The following is a 12,020-nucleotide window of genomic DNA, read 5'->3' as shown; positions in this document are numbered from 1 at the left end:
CGGCGAGCGCGGCGGCGACCAGCAGGGCGGCGTAGATCCAGTGCATGTCCATGAAGGGATTGGTGTCCGGCCACAGGGACTCCCGGCCCTCCGCCTTCAGGGCCGGGCCGCGGCGGCGGGAGCCCGTCCGCGCGCGGGATGCGGCGCCGCGCGGGTCGTCCCGCGAGGGATCGTTGACGGCGGGGCGTTGTCGAAAATATGGTGAACCGACCGGTCGGTATGTGTGAAATTGCGAGCGGTCGGCCGTTTCTGTCGCCGTCGCGGGTCTCTCGGAGAAAAGCCATGATCCTCAGCACGATGCAGGACTTTCCGCTGTCGGTCGCCGCGATCCTGCGGCACGGGGCGCGCGTCTACGGGCGCAGCGAGTGCGTGACCTGGACGGGCGGCGGCGCGCCCCGGCGCGCCACCTTCGCGCAGATCGCCGGCAACGCCGAGCGGCTCGCGTCCGCCCTGGGCAGGCTCGGCGTCCGTCCCGGCGACCGGGTGGCGACGTTCTGCTGGAACAACCAGGAGCACCTGGAGGCGTACTTCGCGGTGCCCGCCATGGGGGCGGTCCTGCACACGCTGAACATCCGGCTGTTCCCCGAGCAGCTCTCGCACATCATCAACCACGCCGACGACCAGGTCGTCATCGTCGACGACAGCCTCGTCCCGCTCCTGGCGCGCGTCGTGCGCGAGCTCCCCGCCGTCGAGGCGTTCGTCGTCGTCGGGGACGGCGACGCGTCGGCCCTGGAGGCCAACGGCAACGGGGCGCCCGTCCTGCGCTACCACGAGCTGCTCGCCGCGGAGGAGCCCGGGTACGCGTGGCCGGAGGTGGACGAGCGGTCCGCCGCGTCGATGTGCTACACCAGCGGAACCACGGGCGACCCGAAGGGCGTGGTGTACTCGCACCGCTCCACGTTCCTGCACGCGATGGCCGTGCAGTCGGCGTCGCTGGTGGGCATCACCGAGGCCGACCGCGTCCTGACGATCGTGCCGATGTTCCACGTCAACGCCTGGGGCCTGCCGTACGGGGCGTTCCTGTCCGGGGCGACGCTGCACATGCCGGGGCCGTTCATGCAGCCGGAGCACCTCGTGAGGTTCGTCGCCGCCGAGCGCAGCACGCTCGCCTCCGCCGTCCCGACGATCTGGAACGGGATCCTGGCCCTCGGGGAGCGGGAGGAGATCGACCTGTCGTCGCTGCGGGCGGGCACCTCCGGCGGCGCCGCCGCGCCCCGCGTCCTGCTGGAGCGCTTCGAGCGGCGGTACGGGCTGCGCATCATCCAGGGCTGGGGGATGACCGAGACGAGCCCGCTCGGCGGCATGGCGTTCCCGCCGCCCGGCGTCGAGCCCGGCACCGACGAGGACATGTACTGGCGGCTGAAGTCCGGCCGCATCGCCGCCGGCGTCGAGATGCGCATCGTGGACGACTCCGGCGCCGAGCTGCCGTGGGACGGCGAGTCCGTCGGCGAGATCGAGGTGCGCGGGCCGTGGATCACCGGCGCCTACCACCGCGACCCCGCGCCGGAGAAGTTCGACGACGGCTGGCTGCGCACCGGCGACATCGGCACCGTCGACGACCGCGGCTTCTACCAGATCACCGACCGCGCGAAGGACGTCATCAAGTCGGGCGGCGAGTGGATCTCCTCGGTGGAGCTGGAGAACCACCTCATGGCCCATCCCGCCGTGGCGGAGGCCGCCGTCATCGGCGTCCCCGACCCCCGCTGGGACGAGCGCCCCCTCGCCTGCGTCGTCCTGCGCCCGGACGCGTCCGCCACCCCTGCCGAGCTGGCGTCGTTCCTCGCGGACAAGGTCGCCCGCTGGCAGGTCCCCGAGTACTGGACGTTCCTGGAGGAGATCCCGAAGACCACGGTCGGGAAGTTCGATAAAAAGCCGCTGCGCGCCCGGCACAGGGACGCGGCGCTGAAGATCGAGCACGTGGAGCGCTGACGGCAGGCGGGCCGTCCGCTACTTCTCCAGGCCGTGCAGGAACAGGTCCACGTAGTGCTCGCTGATGGCGGCCGTCTTGAGGCGGCCGCCCGGGCGGTACCAGGCGCCGATCTGGTGGACGGTGCCGAAGAAGAAGTGGACGGCGATGTCGGCGGGCGTCTCGGTGCGGAACGTGCCCTCGCGCTGGCCCTCCTCGACCAGGGCCCGGAAGCGCTCGTGGTAGCGGCGCCGCTCGGCGCGGACGGCCTCCCGGCGGTCGCGGGAGAGCAGGTGCGTCGAGCGGAAGAAGACGGTGAAGTCGTCCAGGTAGAGGAACGAGGTGTTGAGGACGTCGACTGCGGCGGCGCGGAGCCGCTCGGCGGCCGTGCCGGGACCGTTCGCGATCTGCTCCAGCCGGGACGTCTGCAGGCCGAGGAGCCGGTGGTAGATCTCGTAGAGCAGGTCGTCCTTGGAGCCGAAGTAGTGGTACATGGCCCCCTTGGTCACCCCGGCGGCGTTCACGATCTCCTGGACCGAGGTGTTCTCGAAGCCCTTGTCGGCGAACATCCGGGTCGCCACGGCCAGCAGCCGGTCGGGCAGCGGCAGGGTGCCGGCGGTCCGGCCCGCGGGCGCCTGCGCCATCGACACCACCTCCGTCCGGGAGCGCCCCGGGGTCTCGTGCCGCCCCGGCGCGGCCGCCCGCAGATCGCCGATCAGCCTACCGCCCGGCGGGGATCCGCCGCGGCGTGCGCCGGGACCGTGCGAATCGGCTGTTGACCGAAGCGCCCGGTGATTCTATCTTTTGTGAATCCGACCAGTCGGTATGTGCATTGGGCCTCGGGGGATTCGCGCTGAATTATCGGCGAGGTGAGGCGATATGTCCGGCTCCTCCGCGATCCTTGAACTTCGAGAGGTGACCGTCCGCTTCGCTGGGCTGGTCGCACTGGACGGGGTGTCGCTCACGGCGCCCCAGGGCCGGGTCACCGGGGTGATCGGCCCGAACGGCGCGGGCAAGACGACGCTCTTCAACGTCGTGTGCGGGTTCGTTCGGCCGGAAGCGGGCGAGGTGCGCTGGCGGGGCCGGGTCCTCGGCCGGCATCGGCCGCACGACCTGACGCGGCTCGGCATCGCCCGCACCCTCCAGGGCCTCGGGCTGTTCCCGGGGCTGACCGTGCTGGAGAACGTGATGGTCGGCGCCGACCCGCACGCCAGGGCCGGGTTCTGGTCCGGCCTCCTCGCGCTTCCGCGCGCCGACCGCGACGAGGCGGCGCTCCGCGAGCGGGCCACGGCCCGGCTCGCGGAGCTGGGCGTCGCCGCCGAGGCCGCCCGGCTGCCGGGGGAACTGCCCTACGGCGTGCAGAAGCGGGTCGCGCTGGCCCGCGCGCTCGTGGCCGAGCCCGACCTGCTGCTGCTGGACGAGCCCGCCGCCGGACTGTCCGCGGCCGAGATGGACGAGCTGGCCGGGCTGATCCGCGGGCTGCGCGGCGGGCCCGCCGTCGTCCTCGTCGAGCACCACATGGACCTCGTCATGGGCGTCTGCGACCAGGTCGTCGTGCTGGACTTCGGCAGGGTCATCGCGAGCGGGCCGCCGGAGCGCGTGCGCGACGACCCGGCCGTCCTCGACGCCTACCTCGGCGAGGAGGTCGGCGGTGCTTGAGGTGAAGGACCTCACGGTCTCCTACGGCGCGGTCCGCGCGCTCGGCGGCGTCGACCTCACGGTCGAGGAGGGCTCGCTGACCGCCGTGCTCGGCGCGAACGGCGCGGGGAAGACCACGCTGCTGCGCGCCGTCTCCGGCCTCCTGCGGCCCCGCTCGGGACGCGTCGAGCTGGACGGCGCGGACATCACCGGGACGGCGGTCGAGGAGATCGTCCGGCTCGGCGTCGCGCACGTCCCGCAGAGCGGCGGCGTCATCACCGAGCTGACCGTGCAGGACAACCTGCGGCTCGGCGGGCTGTGGCGGCGCGACCGCGCGGCCCTCGCGCGCCGCGTCGCCGACATGTACACGCTGTTCCCGCCGCTCGCCGAGCGCCGGTTCCGCGCCGCCGCCACCCTGTCCGGCGGCGAGCGGCAGATGCTCGCGCTGGCCCGGGCGCTGACCGGCGCGCCGCGGCTGCTGCTGGTGGACGAGCCGTCCCTCGGCCTCGCGCCGCGGGTGGTCGCCCAGCTGATGGCCGTGCTGCGGCGGCTGTGCGACGAGGACGGCCGGACCGTGCTGCTCGTGGAGCAGAACGCGCGCAGCGCCCTGTCGGTCGCCGACCGCGCCGTCGTCCTGGACCTCGGCTCCGTCGTGGCGGACGAGACCGCCTCCGCCATCGCCGCCGACGACCGTCTCCGCCACGCCTACCTGGGGTTCTGATGGTGCGCTTCCTCAATCTCACCCTCGCCGGGATCACCTCCGGGGCGGTGTTCGCGGCGGTCGCCCTCGCCCTGGTGCTGATCTGGCGCTCCACCCGCGTCGTGAACTTCGCGCAGGGCGGCATGCTGATGTTCACGACGTTCCTCGCCTGGAGCGTCATCGACGCGGGCGGCTCCTACTGGCTCGCGCTCGGCGCCGCCCTGGCGTCCGGGCTGGTGCTGGGCGCGGTCGTCGAGCGGGTCGTGGTCCGGCCCGTCGAGAACAAGCCGCCGCTGAACGCGGTGATCGTCACCCTCGGCCTGCTGGTGCTGCTGCAGGCGGCCGCGGGCATGATCTGGGGCGACACGCCGCACTCCTATCCGCCCGCCTTCACCATCAAGGGCCTGTCCGCCGGCGGGACGAGGCTGCTGCTGTCGCCGTTCGACCTGTTCGTCATCGGCGCCGTCGCCGCGGTCATGGTGCTGCTGACGCTGCTGTTCGTCCGCACCGACCTCGGGCTGCGGCTGCGGGCGTCGGCGTTCGCGCCCGAGATCGCCCGGCTCCAGGGCGTCCGCGTCGGCCGGATGCTGACCCTCGGCTGGGCGCTCGCCGCGCTCGTCGGGTCCCTCGCCGGGGTGCTGATCGCCCCGTCGGTGTTCGTCGGGCCCGCCCAGTTCGACGCGATGCTGGTCTTCGGGTTCACCGCCGCCGTGATCGGCGGGCTGGACAGCCCGGCGGGCGCCGTCACCGGCGGGCTGCTGCTCGGCTGCGCCCTCAGCTACGTGTCCGGCTACCTCGGCTCGGAGCTGGTCGCCCTCGGGGCGCTCGCCGCCCTCATCACCGTCCTGATGATCAGACCGAACGGCCTGTTCGCGACGAGCCCCGGACGGAGGGTGTGACCCGTGACCGCATCCGTGCGAAGCGCCCTGCGCCGCTCCACCCTGACCCGTCACACGGCCGGCGCCGCCCTCGCGCTCGCCGCGCTGTACGTCCTGACCACGGCCGCCGCCCCCTACCGGGACCTGCAGATCGCGCAGGCCGCGTACCTCACCTGCGCGGCCGCCGGCCTGACGGTGCTGACCGGGCTCGGCGGGCAGATCTCCCTCGGGCATGGCGCGTTCATGGCGGTCGGCGCCTACACGGCCGCGCTGGTCATCGGGCACTGGGGCTGGCCGCTCGCGGCGGTCCTGCCGGCGGCGGCCGGGGCCACCGCCCTCGCGGGGGCGGCGGTCGGCGCCGTCGCCGCCCGGCTGCACGGCCCCTACCTGGCCGGCGCCACCCTCGCCTTCGCCGTCGGGCTGCCCGGCCTCGCCAACTACGAGCCCCTCACCGGAGTGCTCGGCGGCCAGAACGGGCTGACGATCGTCCCGCCGGTCCCGCCCGCCGCGCTCGGCGAGACGTTCCCGCTGGAGCGCTGGCAGGCGTGGATCTGCTGCCTCGGCGCCGTCGTCACCCTGTTCCTGCTCGCCAACCTCACCCGCGGCCGGTTCGGGCGGACGCTGCGCGCCAGCCGCGACGACGAGATCGCCGCCGCGCTGAGCGGCGTCCGGGTCGCCCGGCTGCGGATCGCCGCCACCGTCGTCTCGGCGGCCTGCGCCGGGCTCGCCGGCGGGCTGCTCGCCGTGGTCGCCACGCTGGCCGCGCCGGGCGCCTTCCCGCTCACGCTGTCCCTCCAGCTCATCGCCGCGATCGTCATCGGCGGGCTCGGCAGCCTGCCGGGCGCGGTGTGGGGCGCGCTGATCCTGGTCTACGTGCCGACCTGGGCGGCGGACCTGTCGTCCTCGTCCGGCCTCTCGCACAACATCGCGTCGAACCTGCCCCTCGCCGTGTACGGCCTCGTCCTCATCACGGTGACGCTGGCCTTCCCGCGCGGCGTCCAGGGAGGGCTGCGCGGCATCGGCGGCGCCGTCCGGCGCCGGGTGCGCGGGACGCGCGGCCGGGCTCCCGGGCCGCGGGTTCCGGCGCCGAGCGACACATCGGGGCCCACCACAACGCACCCAGGAGGAGCAGATGAAGCGACCCCGGACGATGCGGGCGCTCGCCCTGACGACCGCGGCGACGCTGGCGGTCGCGGCGAGCGGCTGCGGCGGTGACGGAGGGGGCGGCGGGTCCGCGGCGCCCGGCGTGACCGCCACCACCGTCACGATCGGCAGCCACCAGCCGCTGACCGGGCCGGCCGCGCCCGGCTACAGCGCCAACTCCGCGGCGTCCAAGGCGTTCTTCGACTACGTGAACGCGAACGGCGGCGTGCACGGACGCAAGATCGTCTACAAGTACGTGGACGACGCCTACAACCCGACGCAGACCGTGAGCGTGACCCAGAAGCTCGTCCTGCAGGACAAGGTCTTCGCGGTCTTCAACGGGCTCGGCACGCCCACGCACTCCAAGGTGGTCGACTACCTGAACGCCCAGCGCGTCCCGGACCTGTTCGTCGCGTCCGGATGCGGCTGCTGGGACCAGCCGGACAAGCACCCGCAGACGTTCGGCTGGCAGGTCGACTACATCCGCGAAGGCAAGATCCTCGGCGACCACGTCAAGAAGGCCTACGCGGGCAAGAAGGTCGCCTACTTCTTCCAGAACGACGACTTCGGCCAGGACGGGGTGAAGGGCCTCGACAAGTACATCCCGAAGGACCAGGTCGTGTCCCGGCAGTCCTACCAGCCGGGCAGCACCGACATCGGCGCGCAGGCGCAGGCGATCGCGCAGTCCAAGGCCGACGTCGTCGTGCTGTTCAGCATCCCCACCTACACGGCGCTGTTCCGGCTCGCCGCGCTGAAGCTGAACTACAAGCCGACGTTCGTCGTCAGCAACGTCGGATCCGACCCGATCACCCTCACGGGGCTGCTGGAGAGCTTCGCCAAGAAGGGCGGCAGCGAGGTCGAGGGCAGTCCGCTCATCCAGGGCATGGTGACCGACGGCTACCTCGCCGCTCCGGGCGACGCCTCCAACAGCTGGACGGCGCTGTTCAAGAAGATCCACGACCGGTACATCCCGCAGCTGCCGTTCAACGGCAACATCGTCTACGGGATGTCGGTCGCCTACACCTTCGTGCAGGCGCTCCAGGCGGCCGGGAAGAACCCGACCCGCAAGGGCGTCGTGGAGGCGCTGGAGAAGTCGCGCTTCACCGGGCCGGGCGTCGTCCCGTTCGCCTACGGTGCGGATTCGCACGCCGGGTACACCGGGGCGGTCATCGGCACGATCAAGGGGCAGAACGTCGTGCCCCAGGGGCAGCCGCTGACCACCGACGACGGCGACGGGCCGATCCAGCCCTACACGACCCCGCAGCCGCAGGCGCCCGCCAACGGAATCCCCGCCGCGGGCTGACGGGGTCCCGCCGCCCCGCGTGTTCCGGCGCGGGGCGGCCGCCCCCGACCGGGCGGGGCGGCGTTCAGGCCCGGACGACCTCCGGGCCCGCGGCCGCGAGGTCGGCGGCGAGGTCGGTGTCCAGCCCGGTGTCGGTGATCAGCACGTCGATGTCGGCGAGGCCGCCGAACCGCACGAGGTGGTCGTGCCCGATCTTGGTGCGGTCGGCGAGCAGCACCCGCCGCCGGGACGAGGCGATCATCGCCCGCTTCACCGCGGCCTCGGCCTGGTCGGAGGTGGTCAGCCCGCGCTCGACCGAGCAGCCGTTGGTGGCCATGAACGCCACGTCCACCCACAGGTCGGCGAGCGGGCGCAGCACCCAGTCGTCCACCGTGGCGAGCGTGCGGCCGCGCACCCGTCCGCCAAGGATGATCACGGTGAGGTTCGGGCGGGTCGCCAGCACCGCCGCGTGCGGCGGCGAGTTCACGATCACGGTCAGCTCGCGGTCGGTCGGCAGCAGCTGGACGAACCGCGCGGTGGTCGTCCCGGCGTCGACGATGACCGACCCGTCGGCGGGCAGCTCCTCCAGCGCCGCCTTGGCGATGCGCTGCTTCTCCTCCGTCATCACCGCGTCCCGCGCCGCCAGCTCCGGCTCGAAGCCGAGCCGTTCGACGGGCATCGCGCCGCCGTGCACGCGCCGGACCGTCCCGGCCCGCTCCAGCACGGTCAGGTCGCGGCGGATCGTCTCGGTCGTGACCGAGAACTCCTCGGCGAGCGCGACCACGTCCACCCGGCCCTTCGAGCGCGCCAGCGCAAGGATCGCCTGCTGCCGTTCCTCGGCGTACATGACCGTCGTCCCACCCGTTCCGTCTGCGTCGCGGTGCGTCCCCATTGTGCCGAGTTCGCCGGGCCGGGTCCGCCGGGCCGGGTCCGCGCGACCGGTCAGGCGGGCTGCTCGGCGTCCAGGTCGCGGGCGAGCAGGCCGGCGAGCTCCTCCAGCGCGCCCCCGGCCCCGTCCCCCTCGGCGGACAGCGTCACCTCCGTACCGTGCCGCGCGCCGAGCGACAGCACGCCGAGGATGCTGCTCGCGGGGACGGGCGCGCCGTCCCCGACCCGGATGGACACCGGCACCGGCTGCCGCGCCGCCGCCTGGACGAACAACTGCGCCGGGCGGGCGTGCAGCCCCTGCGCCGCGGCGACGACGACGCTCCGTTCGGGCATGGCGTCTCCTTCAGGGTTCGATGGTGACCTTGATCGCGGCGCCCCGGGTGACGAGGTCGAGGGCGTCGTGCAGGGCGTCCAGCGGGAGCCGGTGGGTGATGAGGTCCTCGACGGGGACCCGTCCGGACCCGATCATCTCCAGCGCGCGGGCGTTGTGGGCGGGGCTCGACCCGTTCGCGCCGACCAGGGACAGCTCCCGGTAGTGGACGCGGTTGGCGTCGACGGGGACGACCGGGTCGTCCTTGGGCAGGCCGCCGAACAGGCTGACCCGGCCGCCGGGCGCGACGAGCCGCTGCGCCTGGCCCTGAGCGGCGGCCGACGCGGCGGCGGTGATCGCCACGTCGGCGCCGCGCCCGCCGGTGCGTTCGAGGATCTCCCCGACGACGTCGCCCGCGCCCGCGTCGAGCGCGGCGTCCGGCTTGACGAGCGCGGCGGCCCGGTGCAGCCGCTCGGCGTTGACCTCCACGAGGAACACCCGGGCGGCGCCGCGGGCCCGCGCGACCCGCACGTGCAGGCAGCCGACCGGGCCCGACCCGAACACCACGACGTCGTCGCCCTCGCCGACCCGGGCGAGCTCCTGGCCGTTCAGCACGCAGGCGAGCGGCTCGGCCACCGACGCCTCGGCGAACGAGACGCCGTCGGGGATCCGGTTCACCCCGCCGACCGCGAGCACCTTCGCCGGGACGACCATGTACTCGGCGAACCCGCCGTCGTAGTGGTATCCCATCGACTCCTGCGCGGCGCAGACCGTCATCCGGCCGCGGCGGCACTCGGCGCACCGCCCGCACGGGATCGCCGCGATCACCTGCACGCGGTCGCCCGGGGCCCAGTCCCCGGCGCCGGCGCCGGCCTCCACGACCTCGCCGGCGATCTCGTGGCCCATCACCCGCGGGGGGACGATGTGGTGGTGCCCGAACCGGGAGATCTTGACGTCGGTGCCGCAGGTCGAGCAGTCGCGGACGCGGATCTTCAGCTCGCCGGGGCCGGGCTCGGGTTCGGGGGCGTCCTCCAGGCGGATGTCGGCGGGGGCGTAGAAGCGGGCGACCTTCATGCGGTGTGTCCCTGTCCTGTCGGTTGCTCGTCCTCGGCCGGCGGGGCGAGCAGGGCGAGGACCTGCTCGGCGGCGGTGGCCTCGCGCAGCGCGCGGGCCCGGCCCGGGTCCAGGAGGACCTGGGCCAGCTCGGCGAGGATCTCCATGTGGCCGTCGCCGCGCGCCGCGATCGCGACGCAGACGGTGACGGTCTCGCCGTTCCAGTCCGTCCCGTCGGGGAAGCGGACGACGGCGAGGGCGTCGCGGCGGATGAGGCCGCGGCCCCCGGACGTGCCGTGCGGGATCGCCACGCCCTCACCGAGGTAGGTGGAGATGGAGCGTTCCCGCTCCAGCATCGCGTCGACGTAGCCGGGCTCGACGGCGCCCGCGTCCACGAGCACCTGCCCGCAGACCCGGACGGCGTGGTCGCGGCCGCGGGCCCGCGCGTCCAGCCGGATCGCGTCCGGGGCGAGCAGGCCGGCGGCGCCGTCAGGCACCGACCTCACCGCCGTCCTTGATCGCCTTGACCAGCCGGTCGACGGCCGGGTCGCCGAGGTAGACCTCGAACGGGATCACCGGTGCGCCGCCGGCGCCGCGCCGGGCGCGGGCCGCGAGCCCGGTGTGGCAGACGACCACGTCGGCGTCGCCGGGGATCGCGTCGACGGGCGTGTGCTCGACCGCGACGTCCTGCTTGCGCAGCGCCTTGCGGAGCTGCCCGGCGAGCATGACGCTGCTGCCCATGCCCGCGTCGCAGGCGATGACGAGTTTGCGGATGTCCTTGCCGTTCATCGTTGGTGCGCCTTCCATCAGTGGGCGGTCGTTTCGCGCGCGGCGCCGTCGGCGGGCTCCTTCGGGTGCGCCTGCTCGGCGGTGCTCTCATCGGCGGTGCTCGTGTCACCGGCGCTCGCCTCGGCGGAGCCGTCCGCCTCGCCGGGCGCGTCCCCGCCCTCCGGGTCGGACTCGGCCAGCCTGCCGAAGCCGAGCAGCGCGGCGCCGACGCCGAAGGAGACGGCCGCGGAGGCGATCAGGCCGGAGTAGACGCCGATCCAGTTGCCGGCGCCGCGGGGCGTCTGCGCGAGGTAGGCGAAGATGCTGCCCGGCGAGGGGGTCGCCACGAGCCCGGCGCCCGTGGCCACGAAGATCGCCACTCCGGTCACGCCGCCCGCCATCGCGGCGAGGATCATGCGCGGCTTCATCAGGACGTAGGGGAAGTAGATCTCGTGGATGCCGCCGAAGAAGTGGATGACGGCGGCCGCCGGGACGCTCGGGCGCAGGCGCCGCGGCCCGAAGAACCAGTAGGCGAGCAGGACGCCGAGACCCGGCCCCGGATTGGACTCCAGCATGAACAGCACGGACCTGCCGTGCTCGGCGGCCTGCTGGACGCCGAGCGGCCCGAGCACCCCGTGGTTGACGGCGTTGTTGAGGAACAGCACCTTCGCCGGTTCGATGAGCAGCGACGTGAGCGGCAGCAGGTCGTGGTCGACCAGCCATCCCACGCCGTCCCCGGCCCATTCGGTGAAGGTGTTCATGACCGGGCCGATGACCCGGTTGCCCGCGACGGCCATCGCGGCGCCGACGATCCCGGCGGAGAAGTTGTCGACCAGCATCTCGAACCCGGTCCGGACGCGGTCCCGCACGAGGCCGTCGAACAGCCGCAGCAGGTACGCGGCGAGCGGGCCGGTGAGCATCGCGCCGAGGAACATCGGCACCTCGGCGCCGACGACGATGCCCACGGTGGCGACCGCGCCGACGACGGCGCCGCGCTGGCCGTGCACCATCCGGCCGCCGGTGTAGCCGATCAGCAGCGGCAGCAGGAACTTGATCATCGGGTCGACCAGCTCGCCGAGCTCCTCGTTCGGCAGCCAGCCGGTCGGGATGAACAGGGCGGTGATCAGGCCCCAGGCGATGAACGCGCCGATGTTCGGCATCACCATCGCGGCCATCCGGCCGCCGAGCCGCTGGACGTTCGCGCGGATCCCGCGCCCGGCGGGCTCCGGGGTGTAGGTGGTGGCCATCTCGGCCTCCTGTCGTTCGGGGGTGGGGGTGGGTGCTTCGCGGGGTCAGGCGAGGAGGGGGCGGGCGAGGTCGGGCCGCGGGTGGATGCGGACGATGTCGCGCCGCACGTCGGCGGCGCCCGGCATCCCCGCGTTCACCGTGGACAGCGTCGCCGGCATGAGCATCGAGGCGCCGACGCCCTGCAGCGCCCGCGCGCCGATCAGGGC

Annotated in this window: 13 protein-coding genes; 6 read left to right on the top strand and 7 right to left on the bottom strand. The window is 73.7% G+C overall.

What is annotated here, in order from left to right; genetic code table 11:
- The first annotated feature begins 282 nt into the window (after nt 1-282).
- Entirely contained in the window at nt 283-1,929 is a 1,647-nt protein-coding gene (locus AB0K37_RS35565; protein WP_363988729.1) for a long-chain fatty acid--CoA ligase, read from the top strand.
- 18 nt (nt 1,930-1,947) lie between these two features.
- On the opposite strand, the gene AB0K37_RS35560 is transcribed toward AB0K37_RS35565, so the two are convergent.
- A complete protein-coding gene (locus AB0K37_RS35560) occupies nt 1,948-2,550 on the bottom strand; it encodes a TetR/AcrR family transcriptional regulator (RefSeq protein ID WP_363988726.1) in 603 nt (200 codons plus the stop codon).
- 235 nt (nt 2,551-2,785) lie between these two features.
- Here AB0K37_RS35560 and AB0K37_RS35555 point away from each other — a divergent pair, with 235 nt between their 5' ends.
- Genes AB0K37_RS35555 through AB0K37_RS35535 form a run of 5 tightly spaced genes read left to right on the top strand, consistent with a single transcriptional unit; the run spans nt 2,786 to nt 7,568 of the window.
- Nucleotides 2,786-3,565 (top strand): ABC transporter ATP-binding protein, encoded by a 780-nt coding sequence (locus AB0K37_RS35555; RefSeq protein ID WP_363988723.1) that lies wholly within the window; start codon nt 2,786-2,788, stop codon nt 3,563-3,565.
- Entirely contained in the window at nt 3,558-4,265 is a 708-nt protein-coding gene (locus AB0K37_RS35550; protein ID WP_363988721.1) for an ABC transporter ATP-binding protein, read from the top strand. Before AB0K37_RS35555 ends, AB0K37_RS35550 begins: the two co-directional genes overlap by 8 nt.
- Nucleotides 4,265-5,143 (top strand): branched-chain amino acid ABC transporter permease, encoded by an 879-nt coding sequence (locus tag AB0K37_RS35545; protein WP_363988719.1) that lies wholly within the window; start codon nt 4,265-4,267, stop codon nt 5,141-5,143. The genes AB0K37_RS35550 and AB0K37_RS35545 overlap by 1 nt, the downstream gene beginning before the upstream one ends.
- 3 nt (nt 5,144-5,146) lie before the next feature.
- On the top strand, nt 5,147-6,337 hold the full coding sequence (locus AB0K37_RS35540) for a branched-chain amino acid ABC transporter permease (protein WP_363988716.1): 1,191 nt from the start codon (nt 5,147-5,149) through the stop codon (nt 6,335-6,337).
- On the top strand, nt 6,255-7,568 hold the full coding sequence (locus tag AB0K37_RS35535) for an ABC transporter substrate-binding protein (RefSeq protein ID WP_363988714.1): 1,314 nt from the start codon (nt 6,255-6,257) through the stop codon (nt 7,566-7,568). Before AB0K37_RS35540 ends, AB0K37_RS35535 begins: the two co-directional genes overlap by 83 nt.
- 64 nt (nt 7,569-7,632) lie before the next feature.
- On the opposite strand, the gene AB0K37_RS35530 is transcribed toward AB0K37_RS35535, so the two are convergent.
- The 6 genes from AB0K37_RS35530 to AB0K37_RS35505 form a co-directional block, all read right to left on the bottom strand.
- Nucleotides 7,633-8,394 (bottom strand): DeoR/GlpR family DNA-binding transcription regulator, encoded by a 762-nt coding sequence (locus tag AB0K37_RS35530; RefSeq protein WP_363988711.1) that lies wholly within the window; start codon nt 8,392-8,394, stop codon nt 7,633-7,635.
- Between the two features lie 95 nt (nt 8,395-8,489).
- The gene (locus tag AB0K37_RS35525) at nt 8,490-8,768 is read right to left on the bottom strand and encodes an HPr family phosphocarrier protein (RefSeq protein ID WP_345176127.1); all 279 of its coding nucleotides are present in this window, start codon (nt 8,766-8,768) and stop codon (nt 8,490-8,492) included.
- 10 nt (nt 8,769-8,778) lie between these two features.
- Nucleotides 8,779-9,819 carry a zinc-dependent dehydrogenase gene (locus AB0K37_RS35520; protein ID WP_363988708.1) on the bottom strand — a complete coding sequence of 347 codons (1,041 nt, stop codon included), beginning with the start codon at nt 9,817-9,819 and terminating at the stop codon, nt 8,779-8,781.
- Nucleotides 9,816-10,295: a PTS sugar transporter subunit IIA gene (locus AB0K37_RS35515; protein ID WP_363988705.1), complete on the bottom strand. Its 480-nt coding sequence runs from the start codon at nt 10,293-10,295 to the stop codon at nt 9,816-9,818. Before AB0K37_RS35515 ends, AB0K37_RS35520 begins: the two co-directional genes overlap by 4 nt.
- Nucleotides 10,288-10,605, bottom strand: a complete 318-nt coding sequence (locus AB0K37_RS35510) for a PTS lactose transporter subunit IIB (protein ID WP_363988702.1) — start codon at nt 10,603-10,605, stop codon at nt 10,288-10,290. The genes AB0K37_RS35515 and AB0K37_RS35510 overlap by 8 nt, the downstream gene beginning before the upstream one ends.
- Complete coding sequence (locus AB0K37_RS35505; RefSeq protein WP_363988699.1) at nt 10,605-11,813, bottom strand: PTS mannitol transporter subunit IICB; 1,209 nt, start codon at nt 11,811-11,813, stop codon at nt 10,605-10,607. The genes AB0K37_RS35510 and AB0K37_RS35505 overlap by 1 nt, the downstream gene beginning before the upstream one ends.
- Nucleotides 11,814-12,020: the final 207 nt, after the last annotated feature.

The sequence above is a fragment of the Actinomadura sp. NPDC049753 genome (genome assembly GCF_040674655.1).
Taxonomy (GTDB): domain Bacteria; phylum Actinomycetota; class Actinomycetes; order Streptosporangiales; family Streptosporangiaceae; genus Spirillospora; species Spirillospora verrucosospora.
This window is presented reverse-complemented; position numbering and strand designations above follow the sequence as displayed.

What these genes read in the sequence shown, in the direction of transcription:
- AB0K37_RS35565 (WP_363988729.1), top strand. Translation starts at nt 283, where the DNA reads ATGATCCTCAGCACGATGCAGGACTTTCCGCTGTCGGTCGCCGCGATC.
- AB0K37_RS35560 (WP_363988726.1), bottom strand. Translation starts at nt 2,550, where the DNA reads ATGGCGCAGGCGCCCGCGGGCCGGACCGCCGGCACCCTGCCGCTGCCC.
- AB0K37_RS35555 (WP_363988723.1), top strand. Translation starts at nt 2,786, where the DNA reads ATGTCCGGCTCCTCCGCGATCCTTGAACTTCGAGAGGTGACCGTCCGC.
- AB0K37_RS35545 (WP_363988719.1), top strand. Translation starts at nt 4,265, where the DNA reads ATGGTGCGCTTCCTCAATCTCACCCTCGCCGGGATCACCTCCGGGGCG.
- AB0K37_RS35535 (WP_363988714.1), top strand. Translation starts at nt 6,255, where the DNA reads ATGAAGCGACCCCGGACGATGCGGGCGCTCGCCCTGACGACCGCGGCG.
- AB0K37_RS35530 (WP_363988711.1), bottom strand. Translation starts at nt 8,394, where the DNA reads ATGTACGCCGAGGAACGGCAGCAGGCGATCCTTGCGCTGGCGCGCTCG.
- AB0K37_RS35525 (WP_345176127.1), bottom strand. Translation starts at nt 8,768, where the DNA reads ATGCCCGAACGGAGCGTCGTCGTCGCCGCGGCGCAGGGGCTGCACGCC.
- AB0K37_RS35520 (WP_363988708.1), bottom strand. Translation starts at nt 9,819, where the DNA reads ATGAAGGTCGCCCGCTTCTACGCCCCCGCCGACATCCGCCTGGAGGAC.
- AB0K37_RS35510 (WP_363988702.1), bottom strand. Translation starts at nt 10,605, where the DNA reads ATGGAAGGCGCACCAACGATGAACGGCAAGGACATCCGCAAACTCGTC.
- AB0K37_RS35505 (WP_363988699.1), bottom strand. Translation starts at nt 11,813, where the DNA reads ATGGCCACCACCTACACCCCGGAGCCCGCCGGGCGCGGGATCCGCGCG.